This is a genomic window from Bradyrhizobium sp. LM2.9 (assembly GCF_054056555.1).
In genome coordinates, this window is record NZ_JBSRYJ010000002.1 from 5979113 (window position 1) to 5997402 (window position 18290).

The 18290-nt window shown below is 62.8% G+C and carries 14 protein-coding genes, 1 tRNA gene and 3 pseudogenes; 6 read left to right on the forward strand and 12 right to left on the reverse strand.

Annotated elements, in window-relative coordinates:
* Positions 1 to 114 precede the first annotated feature (114 nt).
* The 8 genes and pseudogenes from ptsN to ACVWW3_RS30855 form a co-directional block, all read right to left on the reverse strand.
* On the reverse strand, positions 115 to 576 hold the full coding sequence (gene ptsN / locus ACVWW3_RS30820) for a PTS IIA-like nitrogen regulatory protein PtsN (RefSeq protein WP_007598573.1): 462 nt from the start codon (positions 574 to 576) through the stop codon (positions 115 to 117).
* A 220-nt stretch (positions 577 to 796) separates the two neighbouring features.
* On the reverse strand, positions 797 to 1396 hold the full coding sequence (gene hpf / locus ACVWW3_RS30825) for a ribosome hibernation-promoting factor, HPF/YfiA family (protein WP_247352758.1): 600 nt from the start codon (positions 1394 to 1396) through the stop codon (positions 797 to 799).
* 83 nt (positions 1397 to 1479) lie between these two features.
* The gene (rpoN, locus tag ACVWW3_RS30830) at positions 1480 to 3093 is read right to left on the reverse strand and encodes an RNA polymerase factor sigma-54 (protein WP_456647678.1); all 1614 of its coding nucleotides are present in this window, start codon (positions 3091 to 3093) and stop codon (positions 1480 to 1482) included.
* 90 nt (positions 3094 to 3183) lie between these two features.
* Positions 3184 to 4194 (reverse strand): LPS export ABC transporter ATP-binding protein, encoded by a 1011-nt coding sequence (gene lptB, locus ACVWW3_RS30835; RefSeq protein ID WP_456647677.1) that lies wholly within the window; start codon positions 4192 to 4194, stop codon positions 3184 to 3186.
* Positions 4195 to 4428: 234 nt separating this feature from the next.
* A pseudogene (locus ACVWW3_RS30840) lies at positions 4429 to 5140 on the reverse strand (LptA/OstA family protein).
* 5 nt (positions 5141 to 5145) lie between these two features.
* Positions 5146 to 5874, reverse strand: coding sequence for an LPS export ABC transporter periplasmic protein LptC (lptC, locus tag ACVWW3_RS30845; RefSeq protein WP_456647675.1), 729 nt, complete (start codon positions 5872 to 5874; stop codon positions 5146 to 5148).
* A gap of 144 nt (positions 5875 to 6018) precedes the next feature.
* Complete coding sequence (locus tag ACVWW3_RS30850; RefSeq protein WP_247352748.1) at positions 6019 to 6633, reverse strand: ribonuclease D; 615 nt, start codon at positions 6631 to 6633, stop codon at positions 6019 to 6021.
* 193 nt (positions 6634 to 6826) lie between these two features.
* Complete coding sequence (locus ACVWW3_RS30855) at positions 6827 to 8317, reverse strand: hypothetical protein (protein ID WP_456647674.1); 1491 nt, start codon at positions 8315 to 8317, stop codon at positions 6827 to 6829.
* Positions 8318 to 8556: 239 nt separating this feature from the next.
* Between ACVWW3_RS30855 and ACVWW3_RS30860 the strand changes: the two genes are divergently transcribed.
* Both ACVWW3_RS30860 and ACVWW3_RS30865 read left to right on the forward strand, forming a co-directional pair.
* Complete coding sequence (locus ACVWW3_RS30860; RefSeq protein ID WP_456647673.1) at positions 8557 to 8814, forward strand: type II toxin-antitoxin system ParD family antitoxin; 258 nt, start codon at positions 8557 to 8559, stop codon at positions 8812 to 8814.
* A gap of 381 nt (positions 8815 to 9195) precedes the next feature.
* Positions 9196 to 10377: a hypothetical protein gene (locus ACVWW3_RS30865; RefSeq protein ID WP_456647672.1), complete on the forward strand. Its 1182-nt coding sequence runs from the start codon at positions 9196 to 9198 to the stop codon at positions 10375 to 10377.
* A 1212-nt stretch (positions 10378 to 11589) separates the two neighbouring features.
* Here the strand turns inward: ACVWW3_RS30865 and ACVWW3_RS30870 are convergent.
* Positions 11590 to 11676: transfer RNA gene (locus ACVWW3_RS30870), tRNA-Leu, on the reverse strand.
* Between the two features lie 151 nt (positions 11677 to 11827).
* On the opposite strand from ACVWW3_RS30870, the pseudogene ACVWW3_RS30875 reads away from it, so the two are divergent.
* A pseudogene (locus tag ACVWW3_RS30875) lies at positions 11828 to 12795 on the forward strand (complex I NDUFA9 subunit family protein).
* Between the two features lie 135 nt (positions 12796 to 12930).
* Here the strand turns inward: ACVWW3_RS30875 and ACVWW3_RS30880 are convergent.
* Positions 12931 to 13737 carry an undecaprenyl-diphosphate phosphatase gene (locus ACVWW3_RS30880; RefSeq protein WP_247352703.1) on the reverse strand — a complete coding sequence of 269 codons (807 nt, stop codon included), beginning with the start codon at positions 13735 to 13737 and terminating at the stop codon, positions 12931 to 12933.
* Positions 13738 to 13906: 169 nt separating this feature from the next.
* Between ACVWW3_RS30880 and ACVWW3_RS30885 the strand changes: the two genes are divergently transcribed.
* The 3 genes and pseudogenes from ACVWW3_RS30885 (at position 13907) to ACVWW3_RS30895 (ending at position 16678) form a co-directional block, all read left to right on the forward strand.
* Complete coding sequence (locus ACVWW3_RS30885) at positions 13907 to 14599, forward strand: glutathione S-transferase family protein (RefSeq protein ID WP_354105924.1); 693 nt, start codon at positions 13907 to 13909, stop codon at positions 14597 to 14599.
* A pseudogene (gene queG, locus ACVWW3_RS30890) lies at positions 14548 to 15724 on the forward strand (tRNA epoxyqueuosine(34) reductase QueG). The gene ACVWW3_RS30885 and the pseudogene queG overlap by 52 nt, the downstream one beginning before the upstream one ends.
* A 156-nt stretch (positions 15725 to 15880) precedes the next feature.
* Complete coding sequence (locus ACVWW3_RS30895) at positions 15881 to 16678, forward strand: acyl-CoA thioesterase domain-containing protein (RefSeq protein ID WP_456647668.1); 798 nt, start codon at positions 15881 to 15883, stop codon at positions 16676 to 16678.
* A 3-nt stretch (positions 16679 to 16681) separates the two neighbouring features.
* Here the strand turns inward: ACVWW3_RS30895 and ACVWW3_RS30900 are convergent, their stop codons facing one another.
* Together ACVWW3_RS30900 and ACVWW3_RS30905 are read right to left on the reverse strand one after the other, a co-directional pair.
* Positions 16682 to 17149 carry a nuclear transport factor 2 family protein gene (locus ACVWW3_RS30900; RefSeq protein ID WP_456647667.1) on the reverse strand — a complete coding sequence of 156 codons (468 nt, stop codon included), beginning with the start codon at positions 17147 to 17149 and terminating at the stop codon, positions 16682 to 16684.
* Between the two features lie 157 nt (positions 17150 to 17306).
* Positions 17307 to 18131: an alpha/beta hydrolase gene (locus ACVWW3_RS30905; protein WP_456647666.1), complete on the reverse strand. Its 825-nt coding sequence runs from the start codon at positions 18129 to 18131 to the stop codon at positions 17307 to 17309.
* Between the last annotated feature and the right edge of the window lie 159 nt (positions 18132 to 18290).

The following is an 18290-nucleotide window of genomic DNA, read 5'->3' on the forward strand; positions in this document are numbered from 1 at the left end:
GGAGGCACGCCCCCGTCGCAGTACCTGAAAGCTCTCCCTTAGAAAGCGTCGGCAAATCTGGTCGAGCAAAGGAGCGAGCGAAGTCTCGATATATGAACGATTGGCTCTAACCTGTTAAGCCGCAGTCGCGGGCGGCAGTGCCAGCACGGAATAGATCGCCTGGGCGTCGCGCGAAGCGCGGAGCTTTTTGGCGATGTCCTGGTCGCGCAGCAGGCGGGCAATGCGGGCGAGCGCCTTCAGATGGTCGGCGCCGGCGCCTTCGGGGGCGAGCAGCAGGAAGACGAGATCGACCGGCTGGCCGTCCATCGATTCGAAATCGATCGGGCGATCGAGGCGAGCGAACAGGCCGAAGATCTTTTCCAGCTTGGGCAGCTTGCCGTGGGGAATGGCGACGCCGTAGCCAACCGCCGTGGTGCCGAGCTTCTCGCGTTGCAGCAGCACCTCGAACACGGAGCGCTCGTTCTGCCCGGTCAGCTCGGCCGCCCTGGCGGCGAGTTCCTGGAGCGCTTGCTTCTTGCTGTTGACCTTCAATGCCGGGAGAATCGCCTCGGGCGCGACCAGATCGGTAATCGGCATGGAAGGTTTCCGAGGTGAATTAAACCGTCAGGTTCCGAATTGGCCAGCTTGGTGAGAAACCACGCCGGGCCGGCGTCAAGAAGGTGATGCAGGAGGGGAACTTAGCCCGGTCCTGATGTGGGGCGCTTCTACTCCAACGCAATCCCGGTGCCAACTGCTGCGTGCGGCTTTGCCCCCGTCATTGTTAAGGCTGCGGATGGTACGGGCCCCGGTTCCGGCCCTAACCACCTGATTTGGCCCCCGGCGGGTCGATCCAGCCCACATTGCCGTCGGCCCGGCGGTAAATGATATTCACCCGGCCGCTGGAGCCGTGCTGGAAAACCAGGCAGGGCGCACCGCTGAGGTCGAGCTCCATGACGGCCTCGCTCACCGAAAGCTGCTTCAGGGAGGTGGTGGCTTCGGCGATGATCACGGGGCTGTAGCCGGTGACCTCGTCTTCGTCCTCACCCTCGCCCGGCGCTTCCAGCACGTAGCTCGTGGCATCCATGGCGGCGAGAGCGGCGGAGGCGACATGGGCCTTGCGGGCCGAGCGGTCCTTGAGCCGGCTCTTGTAGCGCTTGAGGCGCTTCTCGATCATCAGGAGCGCCAGGTCGGCACTGGCATAGGCATCGGGCGCGTTCGAATCGGCCTCCAGCGTAATTCCGGAATCGAGGTGCAGCGCGCAGTCGGTGCGGAAGCCGAAGCCGTCCTTGCTGAGCGTGATGTGCCCGGAATAGTTGCCGTCGAAATATTTACGCAGGACCTCTTCAGTCCGGTCGGTGACGCGGCCGCGCAGGGCCTCGCCGACGCTGACGCTCTTTCCCGAAATCCGAAGAGTCATGTGATACCTCGCTTGGTTTGACTGCCTAGCTTGGATCGGCCGCGAAGGGGGGATGAGAGTAGCGCGATTTCGCGCCAGCGCAATCAGGCCGGAACGGTGCTGCGGGAGCGATCGGACATTGCGGTGGAGAGGACGTTACCAAGAGCGCTCTGCTTGTCGCGGCGGCGTTGCACCGAGGAAGGAATGCGCATGGCTTCGCGGTACTTCGCGACCGTGCGGCGGGCAATATCAATGCCCGAGCCGCGCAAGCGTTCCACGATAGTATCGTCGGACAGGATCGCGGACGGCGCCTCCGAATCGATCAGCTGCTTGATGTGGTGACGCACGGCTTCCGCCGAATGCGCCTCGCCGCCGTCAGCCGAAGCGATCGAAGCCGTGAAGAAATATTTCAGCTCGAACGTGCCGCGATTGGTCGCCATGTATTTGTTGGCGGTGACGCGCGACACCGTCGATTCATGCATCTGGATGGCGTCGGCGACGGCCTTCAGATTCAGCGGCCGCAGGTGCGCCACGCCATGGGTGAAGAAGCCGTCCTGCTGGCGCACGATCTCGGTCGCGACCTTCAGGATGGTGCGGGCGCGCTGGTCGAGCGCGCGCACCAGCCAGGTCGCATTCTGGAGCGCGTCGGTGAAATAGGACTTGTCGCCGTCCTTGCCGATCTTCTTGGAGAGCTGCGAATAGTAGGTCTGGTTGACCAGCACGCGCGGCAAGGTGTCGCTGTTGAGCTCAACGTGCCAGCCGCCGTCGGGACCGGGGCGGACATAGACGTCAGGCACCATGGTCTGGAGCCGGGCCGAGCCGAACTTCATGCCGGGCTTGGGATTGAGCCGGCGAATCTCGCCGATCATGTCGGCGATGTCCTCATCGTCGACGCCGCAGAGCTTGCGCAAGGCTCCGACGTCGCGCTTGGCGAGGAGATCGAGATGCTCGACCAGGGCCTGCATCGCGGGATCGTAGCGGTCGAGCTCGCGGAGCTGGATCGCCAGGCATTCACTCAAATTGCGCGCGCAGACGCCGGGCGGATCGAATTTTTGCAGCACGGCAAGAACGTTCTCGACGTCTTGTTGCGATGCGCCAAGCCCCTCGGCGGCCTGGCCGAGATCCGGCGGCAGATAGCCGGCCTCGTCGACGAGGTCGATCAGGTACTGGCCGATCATGCGCTGCGCGGCCCCGGTGAAAGCAACCGATAGCTGCTCGGCGAGGTGGTCGCCGAGCGTGGTCTCCGCGGCGACGAAGGCTTCGAGATTGTAGGCCTCGTCACCGGAGGCACCGCCGCCCCATTCGGTATAGGTGGTCGGCGCCGCATCCTGGGCGTTGCGTGCGGCAGCCTCGGCCGGTTCCTCGGAGAAGACGTTGTCGAGGCCGGTGTCCATGGTCTGCTCGATCTCGGCGCGGGTGCCGAGATCCTTGCTCATCCATTCTTCCTGGCCGGGTTCGAAGGCCTCGCCCGGACCGCCGCCCGGCTCGTCATTGTGGCCGCCGTCGCTATCGTTGAACTGGCCGGTCTCGGCCGGGGCTTCGCCCGCCGGGGGCTCGTCATTGGCCCGCTCCAGCAGCGGATTACGCTCGAGTTCCTCTTCCACGAACGTCGTGAGATCGAGATTGGACAATTGCAGCAGCTTGATCGCCTGCATCAACTGCGGCGTCATGACCAGCGACTGCGATTGCCGGAACTCTAATCTCTGCGTAAGCGCCATGAAGCAAGAACCGATCCCAAAAGTTGGTCCGATTTTTGCTTATCCTAGTCCGAGCCCGATGTACACGTCTTGACGAAATGGAAAATCGGGCTAGAGGCGGAACTCCTCGCCAAGGTAAAGACGGCGTACGTCCGGATCGGCGACGATCTCATCCGGGCTCCCCTCGGTCAGGATTTCACCGGCATAGACGATGTAGGCGCGATCGGTGAGGCCGAGCGTCTCGCGCACATTGTGGTCGGTGATCAGCACGCCGATGCCGCGGTTGGTGAGATGGCGGACGAGGTCCTGGATGTCGCCGACCGCGATCGGATCGATGCCGGCAAAGGGCTCGTCGAGCAGCATGTAGTTCGGACGCGTCGCCAGCGCTCGCGCGATCTCGACGCGGCGCCGCTCACCGCCGGACAGCGCGATCGACGGCGATTTACGCAGGCGCGTGATGTTGAATTCGTCGAGCAGCGAGTCGAGCTGCTGCTCGCGCTTCTTGCGCGAGGGCTCGACCACTTCAAGCACGGCGCGGATGTTCTGCTCGACGGTGAGGCCGCGAAAGATCGAGGCTTCCTGCGGCAGATAGCCGATGCCCAGTCGCGCACGCTGATACATCGGCAGCTTGGTGACGTCGTGGCCGTCGAGCTCGATCGCGCCGCGGTCGGCCTTGATCAGGCCGGTGATCATGTAGAACACGGTGGTCTTGCCGGCGCCGTTCGGACCGAGCAGGCCGACCGCTTCGCCGCGGCGCACATAGATGCTGACGCCGCGCACGACCTGGCGGCTGCCAAAACTCTTTTCCACGCTATGCACAGCCAGGAAGCCCGGCCGCTTCAACAGCTGAGGCCCGCCGGAACCATTGGGCCTGGCGGCGGCGGCCCTGACGGGATGAACCGCCTGCGCGCGCGGCTCGGCTTGATAGGTGGCCTGGAAGTCAGCCTGGAACTGGTCGGGCGCATGCATCGGCTGGTCACGCGCAATCGGCGGCGCATCCCGTACCGGGCTGGCCACGAGACCGCCGATACTGTCACCGAGCGCGGTGATGTCCTGGCGCGCAAATCCTGGCCGGCCGCGCTTGGCGGGGCGCCGACGGAACATGCTGAAGAGATCGACCATCCCCGCCTTCTAGCCTTTCGCGACGATCCTGCGCGGAACTCGCGCGATCTGCCGCGCCGGCTTTGCGATTCGCCGACACAGCATGAGTTAAGGGTGTCCCGTGCCCAGTGAAACACCCCCGATAAGCGGCGAACCCGCTTCGAAAGCCCTTCGCACCAGATACAGTCTCGCCGGACAAGCTTCAACCTCGGATCAGCAGTGCTCGGCCCAAACGCTTGAAATCATTCTTCAAATTTACTTTGGTTTACTGGCGCCAGGCAGTTGCAAAGGCCCCGCGCCGGGCTTGCCCGATCCTCCGGATCCGCAATCATTGCCGCCGCCTTGTGGCAGCAGCGCCTGCACCCGGCCGGTGTCGGATTCCACACGCGACACGCCGGTGGTCATGTCGACCGCCAGCCGGTCGCCGCGCAGCACGTTCTTGCACTGCGTCAAGACGACGCCGCCGAGCATGGTGATCTGATTGGTCCTGGTGTCGAACACGGCGGTCTCGCCTGTCACCACCTGGTCCTTCTGGGTGACGACGACATTGCCGCGCGCCTCCAGCCGCTTGATCGAGGAGCTGCCGCCCGGTCCCGGCGTCGCCCGACTGCATCGGAGCGCCCTTTGTCGCCTTCGCCGCAGGCTGCGGTGTGGCCGGCTTGTCGCCGCCCGAATCGTAAAACACCACCAGCGTCTTCGAGGTCATGGTGGTGTCGCCCTGGATGACCTTCACATTGCCGGAGAAGGTCGCCTCCTTCTTCTTGTCGCGCATCTCGAGCGAGGCCGCTTCGATCTGGATCGGTTGATCGCGGTTCTGCGAGAAGCCCTGCATCGCGTTGGGCACGCCTTGCATCGTGCTCTGCGCGATTGCCGCACCCGTTGCGAGCAGTGCGACGCCGACGGCGAGCGCGGCCGCACCAGTGATGACGCGCCGCTTGTCTTTGTTGCGCGGAAAAAACCTGATCATGAAAATCACTTTGAATTGGCAGACTTGTTCTGGGGCGTGCGTGTCTTCACCGGCGGCGCAGGCTCGGATGGCACAGGCTGAGCGGCGGCAGGATCGTCCAGCTTGTCGAGATGCATCACCACATTGCCATCGAAGCGGATGACATCGCCGCCTTCCGTGATCCGCAGCCGATCGGCGGTCAGCGTGCCGTTGGTCAGCTTGACGTCGACATGCTCATCCGACGAGACCGTGCCCTTGCCCATATCGACAAAGGCCGAGTTCAGCCGCGCCTCGTAGCCGGTCGAGGTGCGCAGGAAGATGTCCTTGTGCAGGTCGAGCTGCTGCTGCTTGTTGTCGAACCGTCCGGTGCGGGCATCGAGGAAAAGGGTCGATTGGTCTTCCATCAACACTTTCGCGCGCAAATCATGGAGATCGACATGGTCGGGATCGGTGATGTCCTGTGTCGCGGTCTTGGCCCAGAGCTCGTAGGGCCGCTGGTCCGGGGTGAAGCCGGACATATGCGGCGATTCCATCGTGATCTTGGTGCCTGTCACCACGAGGTTTCCGGAGTCGAGCTTCACCGGGATCTTGAAGGGATTGAGGAAGGTTGACACGGCCACGATCACAGCCATGGCCACGGCCACCGTCGTCGGCACCGCGATGCGCAGAATCCGCACCAGGCGGCTGTGGCGAGCCGCGCCGGCGAACTTCGCCGCAAGCGCGGCGTCATAGGTGGGATTATGGGCCAAATTCACCTGGGCTCCTGAGGTGTCGCTCGCCTTGTCCGGTTGACGGGCGCCCCATTGTAGCCGGCAACGCCAAAATATGCAGCCGGCGACAGGCCGTCAGGAAAGTGACCGAAACGGGGCGACCGCCCAAGCGAGCCGCCACGCGAAGCTCTAGGAGTGCGCAAAGATGTCCTCTTCGGCCCAGCCCTGGAGGTCGAGCAGGGCGCGGGTCGGCAGGAAGTCGAAACAGGCTTTTGCCAGCGCGGTGCGGCCTTCCCGCGCCAGCATGGCATCGAGCCGCTCGCGCAAGCCGTGCAGATGCAGCACGTCGGAGGCGGCGTAGGCGAGCTGCGGCTCGGTCAGGCTGTCGGAACCCCAATCGCTCGATTGCTGCTGCTTGGAGAGATCGACATTGAGCACCTCGCGCACGAGGTCTTTGAGGCCATGGCGGTCGGTATAGGTGCGGATCAGGCGGGAGGCGATCTTGGTGCAGTAGATCGGCCCGGTCATGACGCCAAACGTCTGGTAGAGCACCGCGACGTCGAACCGCGCAAAGTGGAAGATCTTCGTGATCGCGGGATTGGCCAGCAGGGCCTTCAGGTTCGGCGCGTCGGTATGCCCCTTGGGGATCTGCACCACGTCTGCGCTGCCGTCGCCGGGCGAGAGCTGCACCACGCAGAGCCGGTCGCGGTGCGGGTTCAAGCCCATGGTCTCGGTGTCGATCGCCACCGCTCCGGTGTAGCGGGACAGATCGGGCAGGTCTCCGCGGTGCAGGCGTACGGTCATGGCGTTTCAAACCTCAATCGAATCGGTGCGCTTGGCAGGCTAATACCCGGGACAGACGCTGGCGAGGGCCGGCCGCGATGTATCCGCTGGCAGCCGTCGGCGCAAGCAGCAGGCGCGGCTGGTCATACAGAGCTGCGGCGCTACTCGTCATTATCGTTTGTCATTGTCTTTTGGCAGCGCCGGCAAAACCGGATCAAGGCCGGACGTAAACGGTCTCGTAGGCGCCGGTGTATTGCTCGCGCCAGCCTCGGCGCTCCACGAGAAAGTGCCGCAGCTGGTCGTGCGCCTTGACCCATAGCACGGCGTCGATCCGGTATTTGTCGAGCACCATGTCCCACGCAGCTTCGTTGACCTCCCAGCTCACCAGCTTGAAATAGTCGCGCAGCAGATCATCCGGATAGGCCGTTGCGGCGCGGCCATCGACGAACAGGGGGACAGTTCCGTGCGTCGCGAAAATCAGGTAACCGCCGACGTTCCAATTGTTCAGCACCCGCTGACCTGCGAGATGCTTTTGCAGATAGCCGGCATCTTCGGTCGACAGCATCTGCGGAAGTGCGAGCGCCGGCGCAACGCGTAAGTAGACCATCGGCAGGGTGCACAGACCGACGATGCCGGCAGCCAGCAACGGTCCACGCGCATCGAGACCCGTGAGACGTTCCGGCAGCAAGCGGCTGAGGTGAAGCGCCATCGGCGCGGTCGAGAAGATGAAGAAGAAGGCGATGTACCTGAACTGATACAGCCCCAGAATCAGGAACAGCCAGGACATCAATCTCGGTTCGAGCGGGATCGGCCTGGAGTTTCTGTAGCGCAGCTCGAGCGCGACGAAGGCCAGCATGTACAGGATGCCGGGAATGCTGCCGGGCACTTCCATGTTGTGATAGTAGGACAGCCATTCGCCGATATTGCCCTGGACGAAGTGCCCCATCGTCGCGGCGGCACCGGCGTAGATATTCCAGCCGAGCGGGTTGACGAATGTCGCGGCAAGACACCCGATTCCAGTGAGCGCAAGGATCCTGAGCTCGGCCCAGGCCGCTCTGAGCAAGGCGGCGCCGAAGAAAACGCCGATCACGAAGAAGCCGAGCAGAAAGCCGCCGTGCAGATTGGCCCAGAGCGCCATCAACACGGGAAGCACGAACCATCGCGTTCGTCTCAGGCACTCGCGGTAGAAGACGACGCAGAACAACATCGTGCATGTATTCGGCGAGACCGCGAGATACATGTTCGGCGAAGCTTCGTAGGCGGGATAGAGCAGGCAGGCAAAGAAGACCGAGACGCAAACCGCGATCGCCGATGCGCCGTAGCCAAGAGAGATCGCAGTCAGGGTGCCGACGATCGCCGCGCCACAGGCCACCGTCAGCACGACGAGGCCGCCAAACCCCGCATATTGAAGCGTCGCACTGGCAAGCGCGTCCCAGAGCCAGGACAGATTGAACCATGGCTTGTCGCCGTGGGTGAACGACCAGGAGTCCTGGGGCGGGATAGCGTTGCTGTCTCGGATGAGATCTCCGGCCGCCAGATGCCAGCCCAGATCGTAGTGACCGAGCAGAAGCGGCGCGTTCAAGACGTAGAACAGGCAAATGAACGAGATCAGGAACAGATAGATTCCCGATCTCAGAAGAAACGGGCTGATCGTGTTCGCAACCTTGTCGAATGCCGACGCGCGCCAGACCTGGTGCTGATCCACCGCTTCCCTCACGACAAAGCGAGCCCGACGGCTCTGCGTGCTCGCCGACCGCCGGTTGCGAGCCTGACCGCTGACTTAGGCCAAGTTGTCTAAAGTGGAGTAAATTCGGATGGCGCAATCGGGGTATTGGGGAACGAAATTTGGTGCGGCGGCAGGTTTCCGAGGTCTCCAACCAGCTGTTTTGCTTGAAAAATACTTTCCGCCAATAAGTTATTGGCGGCGAAACGGAGAGATCTGGCATGGCTGTGAGCGCTGATTTGGGAGAGACGCTCGAGAGCGTGGTGAACGAGCCCGTGTCGTCCGGACGATACCATTCCAAGAGCGAGGTGCTGCGCGAGGGAGTACGCCTCGTACAGGAAAGAGAGACGAGGCTGGCCGCCCTGGACGCCTCGATTGCACGCGGACTCATGGATGCCGATGCCGGCCGGACCAAGCCGGGTTCTGACGTGTTCGATCGGCTCGAAGCCAAATTGGCGGCGCAAGCGGACCGCAAGTGATCCTCACCGTCGCCGCTGAGACAGAGGCCGATCTCGAACAGATCGTGGCCTATGTCGCGGAGCAAAGCGGCATTAGGTAGCAAACTCACCTACTGCTAAAAGCGAGATATCAGCGCTGTTTAAATGACAGTCGGAGGCGACATCGATATCGGCGCTGTTCAGCCGCTTGCGCAACTACGAATCCCATGGTATGTTCCAAAATGAAAAGGAGCCGCACTTGCGATGCGACTCCTTCAAACCGAGCTTCGTAGATGTTGGTAATTCCGCCAGCGTCGAGACGAGGGCGGGAGTCCCAGCACCGACTAAAAGGCGCGGCCGTGGAACAGCCTCCTTTTACATCGGTCTGGGATTCCCGTCAACCCTTTGTTTTGCCACGGGCAAATGACCGACGAGACCGATCTGGACGATCCGATCCTTGCCATGATGGAGCGCAAGCATGCGTTCCACTTGCAAGCCGCTGCCAAGTTGGCGCGAGACATAGCCGAATACAAACGTATTCGTGCCGAAAACTCGGATGAGAATTTAATCGGCCCGGCGCCAGCCGCCACCGTGGCAAAGCCTCCTCCGGTAGTCACCCATCCGCCGATCCAGGATCAGCCCGCGAACCCCGACCCGACGTCCCCTGTCGCGGAGGTCGCCCCCCCCAAGCAGGCGTCGGTGCCGGTTTGGCGCTACGAAACATTCGACGGCACGTTTTCAGGTTTGGTAAGGCGCTACCGGATCGAAGCTGGCTCGCCCTACTTCAAATTGCACTGGAAAGTCCGGAAGGATTATGACGTGACGATCAATAAACTCATGCTGCAAATTGGGCATGAGCGCATTGCTGATCTCAGCTCGTCAAGTCGGATCCAGAGCCTCTACGAAGGCTGGAAGGAGGGCGGCAAGGTTTCTACGGCTCACAGCTACGTCGCGAAGGTCCGGCTGTTGGCCAGCTTCGGGATGACCGCACTCAATGATGACGCTTGCGCGAAGCTAAGCATCCTCTTGAGCAAAATGACTTTCGAACTTCCCCCAAAGCGGACTGAACGCCTCACGTCTGAGCAAGCAATCGCAATCCGCGTCAAGGCTCACGAAATGGGCCGATCTTCGCTCGCGCTTGCCCAAGCGCTCCAATTCGATCTCAAGCTTAAGCAAGTTGAAGTCATTGGCGAGTGGGTTCCGGTCGATGAATCAGCCGACGCTCAGGCTGACGAATTGATTTGGAACAATGAGAAATGGGTTCGCGGCCTGCGTTGGTCCGCAATCCAAGATGGGTTTATGCAATGGCCCATCGATTGGCGCCAGCCGGAAGGCGACAAGCACTCCGTGGAGATCAAGACGCTGCCGATGGTCAAAGAGGAGCTAGAGCTTCTCAATTCTAGCTCTCGGACGGGAGCCATGGTGATTTGCGAATGGACCGGCAAGCCGTGGAAGCACAACGAATTCCGGCGCTGGTGGCGCAAGGTCGCCGATGCAGCTGGCGTTCCGAAGGAGGTTCGGAACATGGACAACCGCGCCGAACCGATCGTTACGGGTCGGGTCGAGGAATCAATTGCGAGGGCATCCAAGGAATACTTGCAGTGACTCTCAAACGAAATCCGGAGCCTTTCGGCTCCGGTGGTCTCATCAACCAAGTGTGGCACCCCGTTGAGCCGGGGTCGAAAGGCAGGTGGTACATGAGAAGATAGGCCCTCACACTCACCTTAGGGGCTATCGGTCACGTTCCAGCGTGATCGATAGTCTCTAGGACGGGCAGGGGCTAGTGCCGCTTGCTGGATTTCCAACCGTGCGAGCTTGGGTCCAATCCCCAACCGGTCCACCGTCACTTCTTATCAGAATCACTCGTTTCTGTCGAGCGCGGCACTTTGATGCCGCTTTCCTTCCAATCCTCAAAGAATGAAACGCCGTTTTCCTCCAAGGCAACTCGCATTGCCGTTAGATTATTCCGGGTCGGCTCCCGCCGCCCGGCTTCGAAGTCCCGAACCCGTCGAAACGCCGACGTTCGCGGCTTTTGCAAGCGCGTCTTGAGGCCAGTTTAGCCATGCTCGCGCGGCTCGACATTGCTCCGGGGTCATTGCCTGAATATGGCGACGTAAAAGAGCCGCTGATCGCTCTTGTCCAATGCCCGTTGCTCTAACGCGATATCCCGGCTGGTAAGCGGCTCTGAGGCCTGCCGAAGGATGCTCAGGCAGATGCGAGACATTTGGCCTCGGTTGCTCCAATCCTTCGGCGGCCGGAACGCCTTCGGCTTGATGGTCTCAACCTTAAAATCGGGGTCAAACTGGACAATGGTGGCGTCTAGGCTTTCGAGGTCTAGAACCATTTTTCCGAAGGGCCTCATGGGTCCGCTCGATATCCCGGGCCAGTTCGGCCCGACGTTTTACCAGCCCGCCTAAAACAATCTCGCTCATGGCTAATTCCCCGTTAAATGTGGGGAGATTCTAGGCTTACGGGCAGGATTGCCGCCAGCCGTGGCAAGGTGAGTTTGCTACCTAATGCCGGAGCAAAGTCCTCCGAGCGCCCTCAAGCTCGTTCGCATGCTACGAGAAAATGTGAGTCCTTGTTGGACGCCCCACGCGCCTATCCGTTGGTGCCGCACTTCGAGCAATTTGGCGTGCGCAGGCGTCCGTTCGGTCAATTTCTGATTTTTGATCGCGTAGGGTGACGACACAGGAGAGGTCATTCATATCCTCCACGGCGCGCGAGACTATGAGTCGTTGCTGTTTCCCGAGGAGTAGTTCGCGACCGTCCCTCGACCAACGTCGGGCAAGCAATTTCGATCGCTTAGGGAAAGGGTGGTGCCCAGGAAAGGACTCGAACCTTCACGGCCGTTAAGCCACTGGCACCTGAAGCCAGCGCGTCTACCAATTCCACCACCTGGGCATGCCGTTTAGGGCACGGAGGCGGTTACTACGGTTCGGTGACGCGGTTGTCAATTCATGCTTGAACCCCGCTTCCGGATGCGGATTGCGCATCGCAAACCGGCCCGATACAAGCCTGATAACACGCACTCTTCCTGCAGGAATGGACCTCCATGGCATCGAATCTGGAAACTCTCGTCACGGTTTTCGGCGGATCGGGGTTTTTGGGCCGGAATGTCGTCCGCGCGCTGTGCCGGCGCGACTACCGGATCCGGGTCGCGGTGCGGCGGCCGGAGCTGGCCGGGTACCTCCAGCCCTCCGGTAAAGTCGGGCAGGTTCACACCGTGCAGGCCAACTTGCGCTATCCGGCCTCGGTCGAGGCGGCGCTGCGTGATTCGCATATCGTGATCAATCTGGTCGGCATCCTCGCCGAAGGCGGCGCGCAGAGTTTTGATGCCGTCCAGGCCAAGGGCGCCGAGACCGTCGCCAAGGCGGCCGCGGCCGCGGGGGCACGCCTGATCCATGTCTCGGCGATCGGCGCCGACGCTGAATCGCCCTCGCGCTACGCCCAGGCCAAGGCGGCCGGCGAAGCCGCGGTCTTGGCCGCGGTGCCGTCGGCGACGATATCTTCCGTCCCTCCGTGATGTTCGGCCCCGAGGACCAGTTCACCAACCGCTTCGCGGCACTGGCCCGGATGTCGCCGGTGCTGCCGCTGATCGGCGGGAGTACCCGGATGCAGCCGGTCTATGTCGGCGACGTCGCCACAGGGATCGCGGATGCCGTCGACGGCAAGGCCAAGGCGGGCGCGACCTACGAACTCGGCGGGCCGGACGTGCTGACCATGCGCGAGATCATCGAGGCCATCCTCAAGATCGCCGATCGCAAGCCGATGCTGGTGCCGCTGCCGTTCGGGCTGGCCCGCTTCCAGGCCAATTTCCTGCAATTCGCGCCCGGCGCGTTGAAGCTGACGCCGGACCAGGTCACGCTGCTCGCGCGCGACAATGTCGTGTCGGATGCGGCGAAGGCCGCCGGCCTGACGCTGGAAGGCCTTGGTATCACCGCCGACTCGCTCGAGGCGATCGCCCCGCAATATCTCTGGCGTTTCCGCGCCGCCGGGCAATTCCAGCGCAAGAGCGCGTAACCATCCGCCGTCATGGCCGCGCTTGTCCCGGCCATCCACGTCTTTCCTTGATGGTCGCCAAGAACGTGGATGCCCGGCACAAGGCCGGGCACGACGAGATTCAACGTCCAGGCTGCAGTTGTTTGAAGTTCGGGCTTACCGCCCCATGGCCAGCGCGATCAGGCCGAGCGTGCCGACGATCACGCGCCACCAGGCGAACACCACGAAACCGTGGCGGGTGACGTATTCCAGGAACGTCTTCACCACGATGATCGCGGTGACGAACGACACCACGAAGCCGATCGCGACGATGCCCATGTGGTCCATCGTCATCTCGGAGCGGTTCTTGTAGAAATCGTAGGCGAACGCGCCGATCATGGTGGGGATGGCGAGGAAGAACGAAAACTCCGCCGCGGCACGCTTGTCGGCCCCCAAAAACATTGCCGCGACGATGCTGGCGCCGGAGCGCGACACGCCCGGGATCATCGCGATGCACTGCGCGATGCCGATATAGAGATACATCAGCAGCGGAAACCGGGTGGCGTCATGCTCGCGCGCCTTGAGATCGAGCTTGTCGACCCAGAGCAGGATGGCGCCGCCGACGATCAGCGAGAAGCACACCACCCACGGATTGAACAGCATGCTCTTGATGTATTTGCCGGCGACGAGACCGACGACGACAGCGGGCAGGAACGCCACCAGCACGCCGATCACGAAGCGGCGCGCATAGGCGTCGCCCGTGAACATGCCGATCGCGACGTCCCACAATTTCTTGAAGTACAGCACGACGATCGCGAGGATCGCGCCGAGCTGGATCAGAACCGTAAACGAATCCCAGAACGCGCCCTCGCCGAGATGGAAGAAGCGCTCCGCAAGCAGCAGGTGACCGGTCGAGGACACGGGAAGGAACTCGGTCACACCCTCGATGATGCCGAGGATCACTGCCCGTATTGCGTCTGACATATTTACGGTCCATTTCCGCTGGAAAAGCGGGGCTCTTCTCGCCCATCCGCCCCATTGCTGCAATCGCAAAATGCGGCGTCACGCCCTTGCTTCGCGGTTTTGAATGACTAGTGTGGCGCCGCACAAACATTGATGGATTCTTAAGCACCATCAAATAGTCAAAGGCTTCATGTTCACGCTGTTTCATCATCCGTTCTGTCCGCATTCGCGCTTCATCCGCCTGATCGCGGGGGAATACGGGCTTGAGCTGAAGCTGGTTGAAGAGCGCAGCTGGGAGCGGCGCGAGGCATTTCTGCTGCTCAATGCGGCGGGCACGACGCCCGTCCTGGTGGACGACGAGCAGCCGCCCATCCCGGGCGCGGCGATCGTCGCGGAATATGTCGACGAGGCCTATGGCGCCGAGATGGGGCTCAAGCGCCTGATGCCGGACACGATCGGCGAGCGCGTCGAGGTGCGCCGGCTGATGGCCTGGTTCAACGAAAAATTCTTCGAGGAGGTCTCCCACCCGCTCGTCACCGAGCGCATCTACAAGCGCTTCATGAGCGAGGACAATGGCGGCGGCCCGCCTTCGGCCGACGTGATGCGCGCCGCGAAGGCAAATGTGCGCTATCATCTGGCCTATATCGGCTGGCTGGCGCAGACGCGTAATTTCCTCGCCGGCGACCGGCTCAGTTACGCGGATCTCGCCGCCGCGGCGCACCTCTCGGCGATCGACTATCTGGGCGACGTGCCATGGAGCGAGGACGACGCAGCAAAGGCGTGGTACGCGCGGGTGAAATCCCGCCCGTCGTTCCGTCCGCTGCTGAGCGAATGGCTGGCGGGCGTACCGGCGTCGCGGACCTACGTGGACCTCGACTTCTGAACTCCGGTCCGACCGAACTGAAGACGGCGCTTGCAAACGAGGCACGCGCGCTCGGATTCGACTGCATCGGCGTCACAGAGCCCGGCACGATCGAAAGCGCCGGAAAACATTTTCTGGAATTCATCGCATCCGGCGGCCATGGCGACATGGACTGGCTCGCCGCGCAACCGGAGCGCCGGGTCGATCCGCGCGGGCTGTGGCAGGACGTGCGCAGCGTCATCATGCTCGGCGTCAATTACGGCCCTGACCAGGATCCGCTCGCGATCCTCGAACAACGCACGCGCGCGGCGATCTCGGTCTATGCGCAGGGCGACGACTATCACGACCTCATCAAGAAGCGCCTGAAGGCGCTGGCGCGATGGCTGGTTGCGACCGCACCGTCCGACGTGAAAGTGTTCGTCGACACGGCCGCCGTGATGGAGAAGCCGCTGGCGCAAGCTGCGCATCTCGGCTGGCAGGGCAAGCACACCAATCTGGTCTCGCGCGAATTCGGCTCGTGGCTGTTTCTCGGCGCGATCTACACCACGCTGGAGCTGCCGCGCGACGACGCCGAGATCGATCATTGCGGCTCGTGCCAGGCGTGTCTCGACATCTGCCCGACCGCGGCCTTCCCCGCGCCCTACAAGCTCGATGCGCGGCGCTGCATCTCGTACCTCACCATCGAGAACAAGGGACCGATCCCCGCGCGAGTTTCGCAAGGCGATCGGCAACCGCATCTATGGCTGCGACGATTGCCTCGCGGCGTGCCCCTGGAACAAGTTCGCGCGGGAGGGTCGCGAGGCCAAGCTCGCGGCGCGTGACGAATTGCGCGCGCCAGGTCTCGCCGAACTCGCCCGGCTCGACGACGCTTCGTTTCGCGCGCTGTTCACGAAGTCGCCGGTCAAGCGCATCGGCCGCGATCGTTTTTTGCGGAACGTGCTGATCGCGATCGGCAACTCCGGCGATCCGGCACTGGCGGACGAGGCGCGGCGATTGCTGGATGATGCGAGCCCGCTGGTGCGGGGGGCTGCGGTGTGGGCGCTGGGGCAGTTGTTGTCAGATGCAGGGTTCGCTGCAATGAGGGCAGCTGCAATCGCGGGCGAGCGCGATGACAGCGTACGCGAGGAGTGGCGGGCCGCTTCCTGATCCTCATCCAGAGGAGCGCGCTCTTCGCGCGTCTCGAAGGATAGAGGCCGAGCTGAAAGAGCCGGGCCTTCATGGTTCGAGACGGCGCTTCGCGCCTCCTCACCATGAGGATTGGGGACCTTGATTTCCCCGCGCGTTCCTTCAATCTCGCGCGCCATGACAAGCATGCCTTTCTTCACTCGCGACGGCGACACATTCCATCCGACGGAAGTCGCCAATGGTCCGTGGGATCCGAAATCGCTGCACGGACGCGTCATCATCGGCCTGCTCGGCTTCGCCATCGAGGAGCGGCATTCCGGCCCTGAATTCGTGCCGGCGCGGCTGACCGTCGACATGTTTCGGCTGCCGACCATCGACAAGCCGATCGAGGTGACGACGCGTCTCGTGCGCGACGGAATGCGCATCCGCGTCGTGGAAGCGGAATTCTTGTCCGGCGGTGTCGGCATGGCGCGCGCTTCGTGTCAGCTGTTGCGGCGAACGCAGAATCCGGAAGGCAATGTCTGGTCGCCGCCGAACTGGGACGTGCCGAAGCCCGCCGACATTCCCAAGCCCACCGATCCCAGGCTCGGCATGAACGGCAAATGGGCGACGCGGCCGATCGTCGGCCATATGGGCTCGCTCGGGCCACGAAAACTCTGGATGAGCGAGGTGCGCGAACTGGTGGCGGGCGTGCCGATGACGCCGTTCGTCCACGTCGCCACCGGCGCCGATTTCGCCAGCCCGTTCGCGAACGCCGGCGACAAGGGGCTCCGCTACATCAACAGCGATGTCACGATCTATCTGCACCGCTTGCCGGTGACGAACTGGATCGGCTTCGACGTGGTCAACCACCAGGCCACCGACGGCGTGGCAATCGGCGAATGCTGGCTCTATGACGAAGCGGGCCCGATCGGCACCGCCACGGTCGCAGCGCTGGCGCAGCGCAAGCCGATTGCGAAGCCACCGCCGCCGTAACCGTCACGACAAATGCCGCTTCATCTCCGGCCGCGCCTTGAGCTCAGCGCCCTGCCTGGCGACGATCTTGGCGATGCGCTCGGGCGCAAACTTCAGATCGACAAACGCCGGCGCGGTGTTGGCGACCTCGTGATAGCTGACGATCTTGCCGTCGCGTAGCGTCATGATCGCGACGCCCTCGAACATCGCCCGCGCGCCATTCGCCTCGGGCAGGGTCGAGCGGTAGCTGAACGTGTAGCGCGCATAGAGCGTGGTGCCGTCGGACACGGGATCGTGCATGTCCCAGCGGAAATCGGTGGCCGTGCGATAAAACCAGTCGTCGATCATCGCGGCGATGTTCTCGCAGCCGGTAAAGGCGCCGTAGAACACGTCGTGATAGACGCCGTCCCCGGTGAACAGGTCGGCGAAGGCTTTCCCGATGCGTTGTTCGACGGCGTCGCAGAAGGCGCGCAGCATGGCGGTCGTGGTCATTGGCTTGTCTCCCACTCTCTTCGTCATGCCCCGCGAAGGCGGGCATCCAGTACGCCGCAACTTCTCGGTTCAATCACTACAGTCTCTGGAATACTGGATCGTCCGCCCCAGTGCGCAATTGCGCACAAGGCGGACGATGACACTGAGCACTATACCTTCACCCGATCTCGGCCACCGCGGCAAGAATGCGCGCGATGTCTTGCGGGCGGGAGAGACGGTGATCGCCGTCCTGGATCATGGTCAGCACGACGTCGTCGGCCGGCAGGCGATGTGTCAGCGCGAACGCGTGCTGCCAGGGTACATCAGGATCCTGCGCGCCTTGCAGGATGCGGACAGGACAGCCGAGATCGATGGCGCTGCCGAGCACGAGGTGGTTGCGCCCCTCCTCGATCAGTTTCCGCGTGATCGGATAGGGCGAGCCATCGCCATAGTCCGACGGCCGCAGCCAGACACCCTTGGTCTCGATTTCTTTCTTCACCGCGGCCGGAAAGTTCTTCCACATCAGCTCCTCGGTGAAGTCGGGCGCCGGCGCGATCAGCACCAGGCCCGCCAGCGACGCCTTGGCGTGCTGTTTCTCTTGACGCTTCTTGATTTCGCGCGCGAGCAGCAGCGCCATCCAGCCGCCCATGGACGAGCCGATCAGGACTTGCGGGCCGTCGCAGAACCGTTCGAACACCGCCACGCTATCCTCGAGCCAGCTCCCGATGGTTCCATCGGCGAAGTCGCCGCCGGATTCGCCGTGGCCGGAATAGTCGAACCGGACCACGGCACGGCCGCGATCCCTGGCCCATTCGTCCAGCGCCACGGCCTTGCTGCCCTGCATGTCCGACTTGAACCCGCCGAGCCAAACCAGTCCCGGTCCTTGTTCAGGTCCTTGCTCAGGTCCTTGCCCGCGCCGACTGCGCACCGCGATCCGGCGTGCGGACGGGCCCTCGCCCACATCGATGAAGTCGAGCATGGCATCGGGAATTGCGTGATTCATGGAACGTTTACTCTGACTGCGCGGTTTGAGTTGTCCGGACCTGTTCCGCAGCGCAGCCGGACATCGGCATTGGCCCTTTGGGACGCTTGCGGAACAGAAGCAAGGTGTCTATGTCGGTCTTCGTGCCCCGGCGTGGCCAAAATGCCTCGCAGTTGAGGC